Source organism: Actinacidiphila sp. bgisy160 (assembly GCF_057707815.1).
Map to the genome: position 1 here is coordinate 120610 of NZ_JBYIQW010000012.1, position 15330 is coordinate 135939.

Annotated in this window: 17 protein-coding genes; 11 read left to right on the forward strand and 6 right to left on the reverse strand. The window is 74.6% G+C overall.

Annotation, left to right across the window (positions count from 1 at the left end):
- The first annotated feature begins 226 nt into the window (after window positions 1–226).
- From AC3EUJ_RS13400 to AC3EUJ_RS13420, 5 genes are all read left to right on the forward strand, one after another.
- On the forward strand, window positions 227–799 hold the full coding sequence (locus AC3EUJ_RS13400) for an Rv1733c family protein (protein ID WP_431961360.1): 573 nt from the start codon (window positions 227–229) through the stop codon (window positions 797–799).
- Window positions 800–899: 100 nt separating this feature from the next.
- The gene (locus AC3EUJ_RS13405; protein ID WP_431961361.1) at window positions 900–1790 is read left to right on the forward strand and encodes a universal stress protein; all 891 of its coding nucleotides are present in this window, start codon (window positions 900–902) and stop codon (window positions 1788–1790) included.
- An 835-nt stretch (window positions 1791–2625) separates the two neighbouring features.
- The gene (locus AC3EUJ_RS13410) at window positions 2626–3552 is read left to right on the forward strand and encodes a universal stress protein (protein WP_431961363.1); all 927 of its coding nucleotides are present in this window, start codon (window positions 2626–2628) and stop codon (window positions 3550–3552) included.
- A gap of 748 nt (window positions 3553–4300) precedes the next feature.
- Entirely contained in the window at window positions 4301–4813 is a 513-nt protein-coding gene (locus AC3EUJ_RS13415; RefSeq protein WP_431961364.1) for a hypothetical protein, read from the forward strand.
- Entirely contained in the window at window positions 4810–5553 is a 744-nt protein-coding gene (locus AC3EUJ_RS13420) for a hypothetical protein (protein WP_431961365.1), read from the forward strand. Before AC3EUJ_RS13415 ends, AC3EUJ_RS13420 begins: the two co-directional genes overlap by 4 nt.
- A gap of 208 nt (window positions 5554–5761) precedes the next feature.
- On the opposite strand, the gene AC3EUJ_RS13425 is transcribed toward AC3EUJ_RS13420, so the two are convergent.
- Window positions 5762–6217, reverse strand: coding sequence for a GNAT family N-acetyltransferase (locus AC3EUJ_RS13425; RefSeq protein WP_431961366.1), 456 nt, complete (start codon window positions 6215–6217; stop codon window positions 5762–5764).
- Between the two features lie 46 nt (window positions 6218–6263).
- Between AC3EUJ_RS13425 and AC3EUJ_RS13430 the strand changes: the two genes are divergently transcribed.
- Window positions 6264–7151 (forward strand): phosphotransferase family protein, encoded by an 888-nt coding sequence (locus AC3EUJ_RS13430; protein ID WP_431961367.1) that lies wholly within the window; start codon window positions 6264–6266, stop codon window positions 7149–7151.
- Window positions 7152–7158: 7 nt separating this feature from the next.
- On the opposite strand, the gene AC3EUJ_RS13435 is transcribed toward AC3EUJ_RS13430, so the two are convergent.
- The 3 genes from AC3EUJ_RS13435 to AC3EUJ_RS13445 form a co-directional block, all read right to left on the reverse strand.
- The gene (locus tag AC3EUJ_RS13435; RefSeq protein WP_431961369.1) at window positions 7159–7953 is read right to left on the reverse strand and encodes an SDR family NAD(P)-dependent oxidoreductase; all 795 of its coding nucleotides are present in this window, start codon (window positions 7951–7953) and stop codon (window positions 7159–7161) included.
- A 104-nt stretch (window positions 7954–8057) separates the two neighbouring features.
- Entirely contained in the window at window positions 8058–8636 is a 579-nt protein-coding gene (locus tag AC3EUJ_RS13440) for a hypothetical protein (protein WP_431961370.1), read from the reverse strand.
- A 60-nt stretch (window positions 8637–8696) separates the two neighbouring features.
- Complete coding sequence (locus AC3EUJ_RS13445) at window positions 8697–9362, reverse strand: maltokinase N-terminal cap-like domain-containing protein (RefSeq protein ID WP_431961371.1); 666 nt, start codon at window positions 9360–9362, stop codon at window positions 8697–8699.
- 124 nt (window positions 9363–9486) lie between these two features.
- On the opposite strand from AC3EUJ_RS13445, the gene AC3EUJ_RS13450 reads away from it, so the two are divergent.
- The 4 genes from AC3EUJ_RS13450 (at window position 9487) to AC3EUJ_RS13465 (ending at window position 11624) form a co-directional block, all read left to right on the forward strand.
- Window positions 9487–9771: a ribbon-helix-helix domain-containing protein gene (locus tag AC3EUJ_RS13450; RefSeq protein ID WP_431961372.1), complete on the forward strand. Its 285-nt coding sequence runs from the start codon at window positions 9487–9489 to the stop codon at window positions 9769–9771.
- Window positions 9768–10157 carry a hypothetical protein gene (locus tag AC3EUJ_RS13455; RefSeq protein ID WP_431961373.1) on the forward strand — a complete coding sequence of 130 codons (390 nt, stop codon included), beginning with the start codon at window positions 9768–9770 and terminating at the stop codon, window positions 10155–10157. Before AC3EUJ_RS13450 ends, AC3EUJ_RS13455 begins: the two co-directional genes overlap by 4 nt.
- Window positions 10158–10657: 500 nt before the next feature.
- Complete coding sequence (locus tag AC3EUJ_RS13460) at window positions 10658–11044, forward strand: TraR/DksA family transcriptional regulator (RefSeq protein WP_431961374.1); 387 nt, start codon at window positions 10658–10660, stop codon at window positions 11042–11044.
- A 109-nt stretch (window positions 11045–11153) separates the two neighbouring features.
- Window positions 11154–11624, forward strand: a complete 471-nt coding sequence (locus AC3EUJ_RS13465) for an SPW repeat protein (protein ID WP_431961375.1) — start codon at window positions 11154–11156, stop codon at window positions 11622–11624.
- An 86-nt stretch (window positions 11625–11710) separates the two neighbouring features.
- Here the strand turns inward: AC3EUJ_RS13465 and AC3EUJ_RS13470 are convergent, their stop codons facing one another.
- Window positions 11711–12946, reverse strand: a complete 1236-nt coding sequence (locus AC3EUJ_RS13470) for a cytochrome P450 family protein (RefSeq protein WP_431961376.1) — start codon at window positions 12944–12946, stop codon at window positions 11711–11713.
- 107 nt (window positions 12947–13053) lie between these two features.
- On the opposite strand from AC3EUJ_RS13470, the gene AC3EUJ_RS13475 reads away from it, so the two are divergent.
- Window positions 13054–14286 (forward strand): FAD-dependent oxidoreductase, encoded by a 1233-nt coding sequence (locus tag AC3EUJ_RS13475; protein ID WP_431961380.1) that lies wholly within the window; start codon window positions 13054–13056, stop codon window positions 14284–14286.
- Between the two features lie 52 nt (window positions 14287–14338).
- On the opposite strand, the gene AC3EUJ_RS13480 is transcribed toward AC3EUJ_RS13475, so the two are convergent.
- Entirely contained in the window at window positions 14339–15217 is an 879-nt protein-coding gene (locus tag AC3EUJ_RS13480; RefSeq protein WP_431961381.1) for an alpha/beta fold hydrolase, read from the reverse strand.
- Window positions 15218–15330: the final 113 nt, after the last annotated feature.

Below are 15330 nucleotides of genomic sequence, written 5' to 3' on the forward strand. Positions count from 1 at the left end.
CCGTATCCGGAAGGTGTCGAGGACACCGACAGGACGCGGGGCGGCGCGGGAAGTTCGATCGCCGGCGAGTGACGGTCGTCACACCCGGTGCGGGGGCGTCGAGGCCGGGCGCGCACGCGGGGATGGGCCGGTCGGCCCCGTCCCACGGCGGAAATGATCCGGGTGGCCCCTGCTGCGGGAGCGTCGGCGCGTGCGACGGTCGTCGGACAGGGAAGGGAGCACGGCCATGGGCGGCAGGGCGGTGTTCTGGCGCTGGCGCCGCAATCCGATGCGGCGGCGTTCCGATGTCGTGGAGGCCTGGACAGGCGTGGCGACGGCGCTGCTGATCGCCGCCGGGGCCCCTGCGGCCGGCGTGGCCACGGCGGCCGCGGTGGAGGACTCCGAGCTCCGGCGCGGCCAGGGCACCCACCTGGCGGCGGCCGTCCTGACCGAGGACGCCGCGAAGGCCGTGGAGAACCCGTACACGGGCTCCATCGGCAAGGTCCTCACCACCGTCCGGTGGACGGCCCCCGACGGCTCCACCCGAACCGGTGAGGCCCGCGTCGAACCGGGCAGCCCCGCGGGATCCACCACGTTCGTCTGGCTGGACGCGAACGGCCGTCTGCAGCAGAACCGGCTCACCCCCGAGCAGGCCGAGGCCCAAGGCGTCGTCTTCGGCACGGTCGCCGCGGCGGGCGCCTGCGCGCTGGTCCTCGCCGGACGCTGGGTCGTCCGCCTCCGCATCGACCGCCACCGCGCCGCCGCGTGGGGCCGCGAGTGGGAGGAGACCGGGCCCTCATGGGGGCACCGCAGGGCCTGAGCCCCGGCGGTACCCCTGATGGGCGCACGGTACCGGGACGCCGGCCCGCCCCCGGGGGAGGCTGGAAGCAGACGGCGGGCAGGGCGGACGAGGAGGCGCGGTGAGCGGGCTGGTGGTCGTAGGAGCGGACGGCTCGGCGTCGAGCCTCGCCGCGGTGGAGACGGCGGCCCGCGAGGCCCGGTGGCGCGGCGCCGGACTGCGGGTGGTGCACGCCTTCCTGTGGCCCGCCATGCATGTGCCGCTGGGGCCCTCGAGTCTGGGCCCGTCCGACGGCGGCCTGCGCAACGCCGCTCAACACGTGGTGGCGGAGGCCGTGGAACGCGCCGGCAGCGTGGCACCGGACGTGGAGGTCTCCCACGCCGTGGTGACCGGCGAGCCCCTCACCGTGCTGGAGGCCCAGTCGCGCGCCGCCGAACTCGTGGTCGTGGGATCCCGCGGCATGGGCGGCTTCGTCGGTCTGATGCTCGGCTCCACGGCGGTGCACCTCGCCGCGCACGGGCAGTGCCCGGTCATGGTGGTCCGGGAGCAGCCGGCCGCCGGCGGCCCGGTCCTGCTGGGCGTCGACGGGTCCCCGGCCGGCGCGGACGCGGTCGACTTCGCCTTCGCCGAGGCCGCGTTGCGGGGCGCAGAACTCCTCGCCCTGCACGCGTGGACCCCGTGGAACACGCCCGTTCCCGCGCCACCGCTGGACCCCACGATGCCGTACGCGAGCGAGCCCGGCGAACTCGCGCGTACCGAGGAACGCCTGGTCGCGGAGGCGATCGCGGGACGCCGCGAGCGCCACCCCGGCGTCACGGTCCGGACCAGGACGGTGCACGGCGGGACCCGAGAGACCCTCATCGAGGAGAGCCGGACCGCCCAGCTCCTCGTCGTCGGCGCCCGTGGACGAGGCGGCTTCGCCGGACTGGTGCTCGGCTCCGTCAGTCAGGCGGTGCTGCATCACGCGCATTGCCCGGTGGTCGTGGTGCGGGGGTCCACCGCCGGGCGGTGAGGGCGGGGGACGCCCGGCCGGCCACGATGCGGCGCCGGGTCCGGTCGGTGGGGGTGGCGGTGGCGCGATCGGGGTGCAGTGAGGCGCGGGTTCGCCCGCCCGCCTTCGGCCGGTGACCCCCGCGGCGACTCGCGTCTGCGCCCGCATCGCTCGGCGCGGGGTCCGCCGCACGTCTGCCTGGCCACCGCTGCGAGGTGCCCCCACAGGCGGAGCGTGGGCGGCCGTGACGCGGCGTCTGCTCACGCTTGCCCACCGGCCACGTGCCGTTCCCTGGGCGGGTGCGGATGGCGGCCGGGCTGTCGGGGCCGGGCGGGCTGTCCGGTCGCCGGTGGTGCGCGGTCCGGCTGTGGGGAAGGCGGTGGGCTACACGGTCGGCAAGGGCGGAGCGGGCCGTGGCCGGTGCTGGGGCCTGAGCGGCCGGTCACGGTTGCCGGGACGAAGGGGATCCGCGCCGTACCTCCGCTCCACCGGCCGGCCCACGGCCGCGGGGTTGGTGACGCCTGCCGCGGGCCTCTTCGACCTGGCCGACCCCGGACACGCACCGGGTGTTCGTCGGCGGATGGCCAGTGCCCGTTCCTGCCGAGGCCGTGGGTGGACAGCGGCGCCCAGCACTCCCCGGCGCGATGTCCCCGGCCGCTGTCGCCGCCCCGGCCGCGGCGCCGACCCCGCGCCGCGGCCCAGGGCAGGCCCCCGTAGGCTTGATCGAGCGGTGCCGGCGCCCATGGGCCGATCGGCCCCCGGGCGGGCCCGGTGGCCCCTGCCGGAGGCCCAAGGCCGACGGGAAGCTGGGGGTGAACAGCCCACGCCCTTCGTCACGTTCGCCAGGAGGCACGTCATGTCCCGTACGGTCACCGCAGGTCTCGACGGATCGCCCGAGAGCCTGGCCGCCGCGGACTGGGCCGCCCGCGAGGCCCAGCGTCGCGGACTGAGCCTGAGGCTCCTGCACGTCCACGAGTGGCAGCCGTACTCTTCCGTCTACGCCCCGCTGGCCGGGGCGGTGGCCGCGGTGGACCCCGACGCGCAGCGGCAGTGGGCCGAGTCCGTGTCGCGCGACGCCGCCGCCGAACTCGCCCTGCGCCACCCGGACCTGGAGATCTCCGCGGGGCTCGTCAGCGGGCAGCCCGCGGCCGCCCTCGCGGCCGCCGCCGAGGAGTCGGAGCTGCTGGTGCTGGGCTCCCGCGGCCTCGGCGCGCTCGCCGGGTTCCTCGTCGGCTCCGTGGCCTCGGCGACCGTCGCCCAGGCCGTGCGGCCCGTCGTCCTGGTACGGGCCGGTCAGACGGGCAAGGACGAGCACCGCCCGGACCTCGACGGGCTGGTCTCTCAGTACACCCCCTTCCGTGACGTGGTGCTCGGCATCGACCTGGCCCGCCCCCACGACGACCTGCTGGCCTTCGCCTTCGAGGCCGCCATGCTGCGCGGGACCGGTCTCCGCGTCGTTCACGGCTGGAACCTGCCGGCCTCATACGGTTACAACCCCGCCGCCATAGCCCTGGACCTGGAGCGTGAGCTGACCGACGCCCAGGCCAAGGCGCTCACCCAGGCGCTGGCGCCGTGGCGGGCCAAGTACCCCGCCGTCGACGTCGCGGAGCACTCCCTGGTCGGCGGGGCCGCGCATCACCTGATCGAGGCGGCGGCCGACGCCTCACTCGTCGTCGTCGGCCGCCGCGTCCGGCACTCTGCCGCCGGCCTGCACATCGGTCCGGTGACCCACGCCGTGCTGCACCACGCCAAGGCGCCGGTGGCCGTCGTCCCGCACGACTGACCGCCGCCACGCCGGGCCGGGCCGAGCCGGGCCGGCGCGGCCCCGCCCGGGTCAGCGGGCGGGGCGGCCGGTCGATGAGCGCCGTCTCCTCGTCCGTCAGCGGCAGCGCGCCCGCCGCCACGTTGTTCACCAGGTGCCCCGGATCGCCCGTGCCCGGGATGACGATCTCGGCCACGCTCGCGCCGAGGTCCCGCTGCAGGCTGGGCTGCGCCACCAGCAGGACGCCGCCGTCCAGGGCGACGATCGCGGCGCCCGCGACGCTCGCCACCAGCGCGAGCCGCCGCCGCGCGGGGGAGACACTGTCTACGGGCGCGGCGTTCAGAGGCTCCTGCGGGGACCGGAACCCGGCTGATCCGCGAGATCGCCGAACGCGGTCACCGAGGCGGCGTCGACGTCTTCCCGCGAGCACCTCACCGCACCGCCGAACCGGCCCCCACCGCCGCACCAGGCCCGCGCACATCAGGGTGTGGACTGACCGGTGGCGGTACTCCTCGGAGGGAGACGCGCCGGGATCCTGGGCATCGGCCCACTCCCCGCTCCAGCGCACGAGGAAGGACCGCCAGTCGAAGTCGGTGTCCCTCACCCCTCGATCGTGACATCCGGCACCGGCAACGCCCGTTCGCCCGGCTCCTCAATGGTCGGCGGAGACCCGTGGGCGTAATCCCCTGGGCATGGTGGCCGAACCGTCCGTACAGTGGGCCGCCGGTCGACGGGCGATCACCGTCGGCAGAGGGGGACGGAGCAACCCATGTCCGGAAGAACGGCCGGAGCGGTCGCGGGGCCTGCCGCGCTGCCGGTGCTCGTCCCGGGGTGTGCCCTCAGCCGCTCGGACCCGGGACCGCCGCTGTCCGGCGCCCGGGCAGGCGGCGAGGCGATCACCGTGAAGGGCCCCAGCTGCCCTGGTGAGCCGGAGAAACGTCTCGTGGTCCGGGACGCCGACGCCGACGCCGTGGGCCCGGCGGCCCTGAAGGCGGTGTGGTGGGCGTCCGGCCCCACCACGGCCGCCGCCCGCCCCGGGGAGGCCGAACTTTTCACCGGCAAGGGGTTCCGGCACAGCGCTCCGCAGCCCGCCACCGTCCCCCGCCGCATCGAGGTCGACTACGTCACCCCCGGCCCGGACGGCTGGAGCGAGGCGCTCCACGTGGACGTCATCTCGGCGGCGAAACCGAAGCCCGGCCAGTACTGGACGGAGGGCGGCGTGCGGACGGCGGCCCGGATCGACGCCCAATCGGGCTACGGAAGAGGCGGGGCCGCGCAGTGAGCTCGCAGCAGCCCCATGCCTACGAGGCCTTCGTCGACGTCGCCACCGCCGATCCCGCTGTCGTCGGCCTCGTCCTCAAAGGCTCACGGGCCCACGAGGGCATGACCACCGAACACTCCGACCACGACCTGTACGTCGTGGTCGCCGACGGCGCCACGACGGATCTCACGCGCTTCGCGGGGCACCGCAGTCCCGAACTCGACCTCGTCATCGTCTCCCTGGAGGAGTTCCGCGCCGCCGGCATGCCGGGGTTCGAGCGCTACGCCCTCGCCCGCGCCCGGATCGTTCTCGACCGGCTCCACGGAGGGATCGCCCGGATCGTGGCGACCAAGGCGCGGCTCGACGCCGATGAGGCGTTCAGGGACGCGGGCCGGTGGCTCGACGCCTACGTCAACTCGCTCTACCGCTCGCTGAAGAACGACCGCGACGGTCACGCGCTCGCGGCACGGCTCGATGCCGCCGACAGTGTCGGCCTCCTGCTCGAGACGCTCTTCGCCCTGGACCGGCGCCCCCGCCCCTACAACAAGTACCTGGAGTGGGAACTCGCCCGGTTCCCGCTGCCGGGCTGGGACACCCGCGTGCTGCTCGACGCCGCGGACGCCATCTCGGCGACCGGGGACGTGTCCGCGCAGCGGGGGCTGTTCGCCCGCGTCGAGGCCGCGGCCCGCCGGGCCGGGCACGGCGCTGTGCTGGACGCCTGGGGCGAGGACCTCGCGCTGATGCGACCGCGGAGGGCCTGACAGCGGCCCCGTTCTTGGTGGCCGCGCCGGGTTGGCATCCGCGTCGGCGCGAGGGACTCCTGAAGGGCGCCCCGCTGCGAGTCCGTGTGCTCATGCCGATCCGGTGCCGCCGCCGCTACCGTGCCTACGCCAGGAGGCTGCACGGCACGGCCACGCCGCCCCGCATCGGGCTGCGCGGCTGACCGGGCCGCCGCGGCGGCCCCCGGGATCAGGCGCCGCGCACGGCGGCGGGCTCGCGCACCATGAACACGTCGACCGGATCCTCGGTGTCGACGGTGAACCCGTGCCGCTCGTACAGCCGCCGGGCCGCGCTGCCCCGCAGCACGTTGAGCCGGACCGGGACGCCGTCGCGGTCGCACCGCTGCAACAGCTCCCGCAGCACGGCGGTGCCGATGCCGCCCCCCTGCAGCCGCGGGGCCAGGTAGAAGTGCTCCAGCCAGCGGGCGCCCTCGGCCGGCCGCAGCGCGACGCAGCCGGCGAACGCGCCGTCCACGTCGACGACCCAGGTGTGCTCCGGCACGAATGCGTCCCGCAGGCGCTGCCGCACGCGGTGCTCGTCGTACCGTCCGAGCCGCTCCAGGTCGGCCCGCAGCACCACGGCCCGCAGCTCCGCCACCGCCTCGACGTCCGTCGCCGCGGCCGGCCGCATGTTCCAGTCCGCCATGATCGCAAGGCTACCGCGCCGCGCGCGGGGGCCCTACGCTGCGGTGATGGTCGGTCACGCGCCCGAGGAACTGCTGACCGTCGTGCCCGAGGAACTGCTGACCGTCGCCGCCGCCCTGTTGTTGCCGGGACAGGACCTGACCGGCGCGACCCTCGCGGGCGGTGGTTCGCACCATGTGGTGCTGCTTCCCGGCGCCGCGGTCGTACGCGTCGCGAGGAAGCCCACCGCGGTCGCGGCACTGCCCCGGAACGTGGAACTGCCGCGCCGCCTGGGGGCGCTGGACCTGCCCTTCGCGGTGCCGCGCCCGTTGTCCGGCGTGGTCCGGGTGGCGGGGCACACCGCTGTCGCGCTGTCCTGGCTTGAGGGAGCGCCCGCCCCGAGGAGTGGGGGCGGGGAGCCGGAGGAACTCGCCCGGCTGCTGCGGGCGCTGCGCGAGGTGGACTGCGGAGACCTCCGGAGCCTGCTGGGCGCGGCGCACGAGTACGCGGGCGGTGACCGGTGGGCCGAGATGATGGAGCGGGACGTCGTTCCCCGGCTGCCGCGCACGTGGCGGTCCGAGGCGCTGCGCCGCGTGGGTGCCGCTGTTGACCTGCCCGTGGTGGAACCGTCCCTGGTCCATGGTGACCTCGCAGGCGACAACCTGCACTGGAGCGGTGACGGCCGCGTGCTCGGCGTACTGGACTGGGACCTGGCCCAGCCGTTCGATCCGGCCGTCGACGCCGCCTGCCTGGCCTGGCACGGCTGGGACAAGGTGGCGGCGGCCGTCGACCGGGCGGCCCTGCACCGGGCGTGGACGTGGTACCTCACCTTCGGCCTGGAGCAGGTGTCCTTCGCCCTCCTCAACGGCGAGCCGGAGGAAGTCGTCGCGCGCCGCTGCACGGTGGCGATTTCCTGGCTGGAGCGGACGGCACGGATGACACGGCCGCTCGGCTGACGCCGGATCAGGGGATGACGGCGTCCACGCAGCCCCCGTCGACGCGCACGGCGCCGCCGGTGGTGGCCGAGGCGAGGTCGGAGCTGAGGTACACGACCATGTTGGCGATCTCCGCGGGCTCGATGAGGCGTTGCAGCAGCGACTGCGGGCGGTGCTCGCGCATGAAGCGGCGCTGCGCCTCCTCCCAGGGCAACTCGCTTCCGACGAGCCCCCGGACGAACTCCTCCACGCCCACGGTGCGGGTCGGGCCGACCAGGACCGAGTTCACCGTGACGCCCGAACCGGCGGCTTTCTTGGCGAAGCCGCGGCCGAGGGCGAGCATGGCGGTCTTCGTCATGCCGTACTGGACCATCTCGACGGGGATCGCCACGCCGGACTCGCTGGAGATGTACTGGATGCGGCCCCAGTCCCGGTCCAGCATCCGCGGCATGTACATCCTGGTGAGGCGGACGGCGGACAGGACGTTGACCTCGAAGTACCGGCGCCACTCGGCGTCGTCGATCTCCAGGGCGTCCTTGGCGCCGTAGACGCCGAGGTTGTTGATGAGGATGTCGACGTCCGGCACCGCCTCGCGGGCCCGTCCGGCACCCTCCTCGGTGGCCACGTCGGCTGCGACGGCGACGAACTCGCCGTCCGGTATCTCGTCCCGCAGTTCCTCGAGGGCCTGGTCCACCCGGTCCGGGTCGCGGCCGTTCACGCCGACGCGGGCACCCGCCCGTGCCAGCCCGGCCGCGATGGCCGCGCCGATGCCCTGCGTCGACGCCGTCACCAAGGCGGTCCGTCCGGTGAGGTCGATGCGCATGTCCGCTCCCTGGGGAGACCCGGTCGACGATCACGGCAGCACGACCGTGTTCCACCCAGTCTCCGTCAGCCGGCATCCCGCCGCTCGGCGAGCGAGGGCCGTCGTCACCGTGCCCTGACGGTACGCCTCTCCGCGAGGAAGCGGTGGAGGGCCCATGCCGCGCCTGCCGCCGAGGCCGTCCAGACGAGGGCCTCGGCGACGGCGATCGCCGGGGTCACCGTGAGGTGCGGCCGGGGCGGCAGGACGGCCATCTGGACGGCGGCACCGACCGGAACCGTCAACGCGGCCAGGAGGCCGGGCAGTCCGGGGCGCCGGACGGCCGCGCCCGTCATGCCGAGGAACGGTCCGAGGAACACCGCGACCACCGCCCAGACCAGGACGTCCGTGCCGGCGTCCACCAGGAGGTGGTCCGTGGCGTAGTACGTCGCCGTGGCGATGACCAGCGACAGCGGTCCGGCCAGCGCGCCGCCGGCGGGCGTCCGGGCGAGCAGGCCCGCGGCCACCGCGAGGGCGGCCCAGGACCAGCCCGCGTCCAGCAGCAGGCTGAGGACCTTGGCGCTGCCGCCCCAGGGGGTGCCCGTGATCCGGGCCCCGAGCTCCGAGTACGGCGACGACAGCGCGTTGACGAGCGAGGTGAGCATCCCGAAGACGGCTCCCACCGCCAGGGCCCCCGTGATCCTCATGCCGGGAGGTTATCGAAACCGCCGGCCACGCACGGCGGTTCGGCGACCCCTGCCCTCGGCTCAGGCCTCTGCGGCCTTCCGCAGGCTCGCGAAGACCGAGCGGGCCTCGGTGCCGTCAGGCTGCTGCCAGCGGGCGTCGACGTGCCCCAGCGCGCCGTTCGCGACACCGCCCCCCGCGCCGGGCCGCAGTACACGCGTCACGCGGAGGACCAGGCGGCCGGCCGGGCCGGCGTCGACGGTCACGTCGGTCGCGGCCTGCGGGCCGTCGGCCACGGTTCCGGCGCCGGACACGACGGCGTCCGCCGGTCCCGCGTAGTGGCGGGCGACGGTCGGGTCGGGCGTGTCGCTGACGCTCTGGGCCTGCGCCACGGTCTCACCGCGTACCAGGGCGATCAACTGGGCCACCACCACCGGATCGTGCGCGCCGTCGTAGATCCAGCGCCTGCCCAGCACACCGTGCTCCGTGGTGCCGATGAGCGCGCCCTCGGCGCCGGCCACTGGCGCGCCGCGGTAGGCCATGGGCACGTGGTAGGCGGCGCCGTCCTGGTCGGTGACCACCATGAACTCCACCCCGACCTCGCCCAGGGGGTCGTCCAGGCGGAAGCCGCCGGCCTTCGCGAGCTCCGGCTCCCGCCCCGCGCCCGCGTACCAGGTCTGCCGGGGCAGCCATCGCGTGAGCAGTTCGAGCTTGGTCGGCGTGAGTGTCGTGTGATGGATGAGCGACATGGCGGGTGGAGCCTCCCCTGGGTGCGTACGTGCGGGGGACATCGTCCCATCGGGGTCCGCCACGCGGTCGTCCGGGCGGGTGACAATCGTCGCCCGCACGGCCATACCTCAGTAAGGTGACCGTATGGCGAAGCAGAAGGTCACCATCACCCTCGACGAGGACACCGTCGCCGCGGTCGACAAGCTGGCCGGCGGCCCCGGCGGCAACCGGTCCGCGTTCATCGAGGCGGCCGTCACCGAACGGCTCCAGCGCACCGAACGCGCCCTGCGCGCCGTGGACTGGCTCGCCGCCCGGGCCCGCCAGGAAAACCCCGGTGAGTGGGAGGTTGCCCTCGAGGCCGTCGCCTCCGCCGACGCGCGGCGCGGCTTCGAGACCGCTCCTCCTGCCGACCCGGGTCAGGCGGCGTGAGCGGCGGGTACATCCTCGACCACACCGCCGTCCGGGCCCTCGCCCTGGGGCGCCCGTACATGGTCGCCCGGGTCATCCGCTCGGCGCAGACCGCGGTGCCGCTGTACGTCCCGGCGGTCCCCTTCGCCCAGGGCCTGACCGAGTCCGTCCTCGGCGAGGTGTACGAACGCCTCCAGGACGCCCTGGCCGCACCGTGCTTCGTCTTCCGGGCGCTCGGTGAGGCCACCTGCTGGTCCGTCGCGCAGATCGCCCACGAGCGCGCCACGGACATCTCCACCGCCCACGCCGCGCACCTGGCGCTGTCCACCGGACTGCCGGTGCTCACCCAGCAGCCCGAGGCCTACAAGCGCGTGGACGCCCGGATCGACACCGAGCAGATCCTCTGACCGGCGTGTGCTCAACGCTCCAGCAGCGCGGCCGCGGCCTCCACCGGTGCCGGCAGGCTGCGCCGGTCACGCAGAGCCGCGGGAAGGCGCGTGAGCACGCCGGTCAGAGCGTCGCGCGCGACAGGGTAGCCCGCGGCATCGGCCGCCAGGTGCCACGTGCGCCGCAGGGCCCGGGCGCGGCCCCGGGGACGGCTGGTGGACCGACCGCACCTGGGGGCAGTAGCAGCAGGCCCAGCCGCGGGCCGCCAGGTCGTAGGCGAGAGGTCAGCCGTCCGAGCGTCTCGAGAAGCTGCCCGCGCCGGTTGTGCGTGATCGTGACAATGGTGGTGAGGCAGTCCGCGGTCATGTCGGGTTCCTCCGCAGCCCCGGGACGGTCGCCGTCGGCTCCCCCGGGTACCTGGCCGGCCGGAACGCGGGCGTTCGCATCTCACTCTCCCAGTACCCGGAATCGCCCACAGATCCCCGACCGGATTCTTGAAACTCCGAGGAGGAGACGGCCGATGTCCACGGAGCCCCCGGGGGACCGCCCCGGTCCATCCGACCCGGACGAGCAGGACCGGCAACGGATCCGTACCGAGCTGGCGGCCGTCCTGCGCGAGGCACGTGACGCCCTGGCCGGGACGGAGCGGGCGCGGGCCGGTCTTGCCGCCGACTGCCTTCTGGACGCCGCGGACGCCGCGGACAAGGCGACGGTGGCGGATCGGCTCGATGCCGAGGCCGCGCGATCCGCGGACCGGATCCGCCACGCCTCCGAAGCGCTGCGCCGTCTCGATGAGGGAACCTACGGATCCTGCGAGGCCTGCGGCAAGCCGATCGGACGGGAGCGCCTGACGGCCCTGCCCCTGAGCCGGCTGTGCGTCGACTGCTCGGCGGGACGAGAGGCCTGAGCAGGGGGAGCGGGCCGCTTGAACGGTCCGGCGCGAATCTCCACGTCTTGACCGCCGCATCGTGGGTAAGTGTGGGGTGAAACGTCCGAAATGAGTGGGGATGGTTTAGATGGCCTCTACGCGACCGAGTATCGAGCAGCACCCCGACCTGCTGGCGCTGCGTGCGGAGTACGAACGGACGACCGCCACCAACCGGGGCCAGGCGATCGAGGCCATGGGCCTGGTGACCGGCACCTACCTGGCGGCGTCCCCCTGGATCGTGGGCTTCAACGGCCTGTCGACGATAGCCGTCGGCAACCTCATCGTCGGCATCGCGTACGCCATGCTCATGGGCGGCGTGGGCAGGGCCTTCGAGCGCACTCACTCGATGGCATGGGCCGCGGCCATCATCGGCCTCTGGACGATCATCTCGCCGTGGTGCATCGCGGGCGACGTCAGCACAATGCGCACGATCATCAACAACGTGGTGGTCGGCGTCATCGCGCTGCTGCTCGCGCTGGCGGCGGCCTCGATGCGGCCGGGCGTCGGCCGCGGGAAGTCCTCGGACGTGAGGGGCCCGACCGGAGGCTCCCGCATCTGACCGGCTCCCGCCGGAATCCGCCCCGCCGGGCGAGCCCCTCGCGGCTCGCCCGGCGGGGCGCGTTCGGAGGGCTACGGGCCGGAGGGCTACGGGACGTGCTCTCCGTGGGCGGAACCGAAGGTGACGGGCAGCCGCGAGGGGCCGCGCAGCACGCGCGGCCGCCAGCGCAGCTCGTCGGCCGGCACGGCGAGCGCGAGGCCGGGCAGACGCCGCAGGGCGGTACCGATGGCGATCCTGCCCTCCAGCCGGGCCAGCGGCGCGCCCAGGCAGTAGTGGATGCCGTGGCCGAAGGCGAGGTGGGCGTTGTCGGCCCGCGTGATGTCCAGGCGGTCCGGGTCGGCGAACCGCGCCGGATCGCGGTCGGCGATGGCGGAGGCGACCACGACGGTCGCGCCGCGCGGGACCGCCACCCCCGCGATGGTCAGGTCCTCGCGGGCGAAGCGCGCGATGCCGGGGTTGACCGGTCCGTCGTAGCGCAGGAACTCCTCGATCGCGCCGGGCAGCAGCTCCGGGTCCTCGCGCAGCAAGCGCAGCTGGTCGGGGTGGGTGAGCAACGCGGCGATGCCGTTCCCGATGAGGTTGACGGTGGTGATGTACCCGGCGACCAGGAGCAGGAAGGCCATCGCGATGAGTTCGTGGCGGTCCAGCCGCTGCTCGTCGTCGTGGGTGGCGATCAGCGCGCTGAGCAGGTCGTCCCCGGGGTGCGCCCGCTTGGCGTCCAGCAGCCCGGTGAGGTAGCCGTGCATCTGCTGCCAGGCCGCCTCGATCTTGGCCGGGTCCGGTGGCCGGGGCCCTTGGAGGACCATGTCGTCGGTCCACCGCTGGAAGTCGTAGCGGTCGGAGACGGGCACGCCGAGCAGTTCGCTGATGACCGTGACTGGCAGCGGCACCGCGAAGTCCTCGACGAGGTCGGCGCGCCCGGCCGGGACGATGGCGTCGAGCAGTTCGTCGGTGATGGCCTGGACGCGCGGCTCCAGCTCGGCCACGCGGCGGGCGGTGAACGCCTTGGAGACCAGCCGGCGCAGCCGGGTGTGGTCGGGCGGATCGGCGCGCAGCATCGTGCGGATCATCGACTCGCGCTCGGTGGTGGGCAGCCGTGCCATGAGCCGCGGGTCCGCGGCGTCGCGGACGTCGCTGCTCAGCCGCGGATCGGTCAGGGCCGCCAGGCCGTCCTCGTACCGGGTGACCAGCCAGGCCTCGAGCTCGCCCTGGATGACCGCGCGGCGCACCGGGCCCTCCCGGCGCAGCTCCTCGTAGAGGGGGAAGGGATCGGCGACGAAGGCCGGATCGGTGAAGGGCAGGGTGACCGGCTGCTGGCTCATCAGGCCTCCGGGAGTGCGTGGCACCTCATGACGGCATTAATGTGCACCGTTCAAGGATAATATGTCCCGTTGTGTCGGGGTCGAGCGACGGCGGAGGGCGGGCTGCGATGGAACGGACCACGTGCTGCGTGGTGGGCGGCGGCCCGGCGGGCATGGTGCTCGCCCTGCTGCTGGCCAGGGCGGGGGTGGAGGTCACCGTCCTGGAGAAGCACGGCGACTTCCTGCGCGACTTCCGCGGCGACACCGTGCACCCCTCGACCCTCGCCCTGCTGGACGAGCTCGGCCTGGCCGAACGCTTCGCCGCGCTGCCCCAGCGCCGCGTCGCCACCGTCCAGTTGCCGATCGGCCCCGGGCGGACCCTGGTGACCGTCTCGGACGTCGGCACCCTGAGGGGACCGTACAACTACGTGGCGATGGTGCCGCAGTGGGATCTGCTGGACCTCCTGGCGGACGAGGCGCGCCGCGAGCCGGCGTTCACGCTGCGCATGGGCACCGAGGCGACCTCCTTCATCGAGGAGCGCGGCCGGATCACGGGCGTGCGGTACCGCACCCGGGACGGCCGCGGCGGCGAACTGCGGGCCACCCTGACCGTGGCCTGCGACGGTCGCGCGTCGCTGGCCCGGTCGCGGCCGGAACTGGGCCTGCGGGAGTTCGGCTGCCCGATGGACGCGTGGTGGTTCCGGGTGCCGCGGCACCCGGGTGACCCGCAGGGGCTGGTGGCCGGGGTCGGTGACCGCTTCCTCACCGCGATGATCGACCGCGGCGAGTACTGGCAGTGCGCCGCGCTGATCCCCAAGGGCAGCGACGCCGACCGCAGGGCCGCGGGCCTCGGCCACTTCCTCGCCGCTTTCTCGGCCGCCGTGCCGTGGCTGGGCGACCGGGTGCGAGCGGTGCGCTCCTGGGACGAGATCAAGCTCCTCGACGTGCGCTGCGACCGGCTGGAGCGCTGGCACCGCCCGGGGCTGCTGTGCATCGGCGACGCGGCCCACGCGATGTCGCCCGTGTTCGGGATCGGCATCAACCTCGCCGTCGAGGACGCCGTCGCCACCGCCCGCCATCTCGTGGAGCCGCTGCGCCGCGGCAGGGTCGGGCTGCGGGACGTGCGCGCCGTCCAGCTCCGCCGGTGGCCGACCACGGCCGCCACGCAGGCCCTGCAGCGCCTGGCGCACCGTCGCTTCATCGCCCCGGTGCTGGCCGGGCGATCCCCGCTCGGCGACGCCGACCGCGCCGGGCGCCTCGCCGGCCTGCTCAACTCCACGCCCTGGCTCAAGCGGGTGCCCGCGTACTTCATCGGCTACGGCGCCTTGCGCGAGCGCCCGCCGGCGGCGTCGGTGCGGTAGCCCCCGGGCCCGGCCCCCACGACGTTGCCGGACCCGGTGGGGGTGTTCGGGCTCAGGCGCCCCTGGCGGCGTTGCGGGCGATCGCGTCCACGACCGCCGGCCACACCTGCTCCGGCAAGTCGTGGCCCATGCCGGGGATCAGCAGCAGTTCGCTGCCGGGGACCGCGGCCGCCGTCGCCCGGCCGCCGCTGTGGTCGATCAGGGGGTCCTGCTCGCCGTGCACGACCACCGTCGGCACCGTCACCTGCCGCAGGCCCGGCGTGCGGTCGGGCGAGGCGAGGATCGCGGCGTACTGGCGCACGTAGCCTTCCGGGCGGTACGCGCGGTCGTGAGCGGCGGTGATGCGCTCGCGCAGCTCCTGCGGAGCCGGCGGGTAGGCGGGGGAGCCGATCACGGCGGCCCGGCGCACCGCCTCGTCGACGACGTCCTCGCGGGTCAGGGGGACGCCGTTCGAGCCGGGCATCGCCGCGATGGCCTCCGCCGAGGCCCGGCCGACCGACCGGTCGCCGGTGGTGGACATGATCGAGCACAGCGACAGCACCCGGTCGGGGTGGTCGATCACCAGTTGCTGGGCGATCATGCCGCCCATCGAGGCGCCGACGACGTGCGCGGCCGGGATGTCCAGCGCGTCCAGCAGCCCCACGGCGTCGTCCGCCATGTCGGCCAGCAGGTAGGGGACGCTGGAGGCGTCGCCCGACAGGATGGCGCCGATGTCCGGGAGGGGGTGCTCGTCAAGACCGGTCGACAGCCCCGCGTCGCGGTTGTCGTAGCGGACGACGAAGAAGCCGCGGTCCGCGAGCGCGGAGCAGAACTCCGGCCGCCACAGCGTCATCTGGGCACCGAGGCCCATGACGAGCAGCAGCGCCGGATCGCCCGCGCTGCCGAAAGTGTCGTACTCGAGCTCTATACCGTTGGACTTCGCGCGCGGCATGCGGGGCTCCTCGAGGGCTCGCGGGGGATCGGCTCATACCGTCCAGTCGGTACGATAGCCGCGCCGCTCCCGCCCGGCACCCCCAGCGGCGGACCGGCCGGCGTCTTACATGG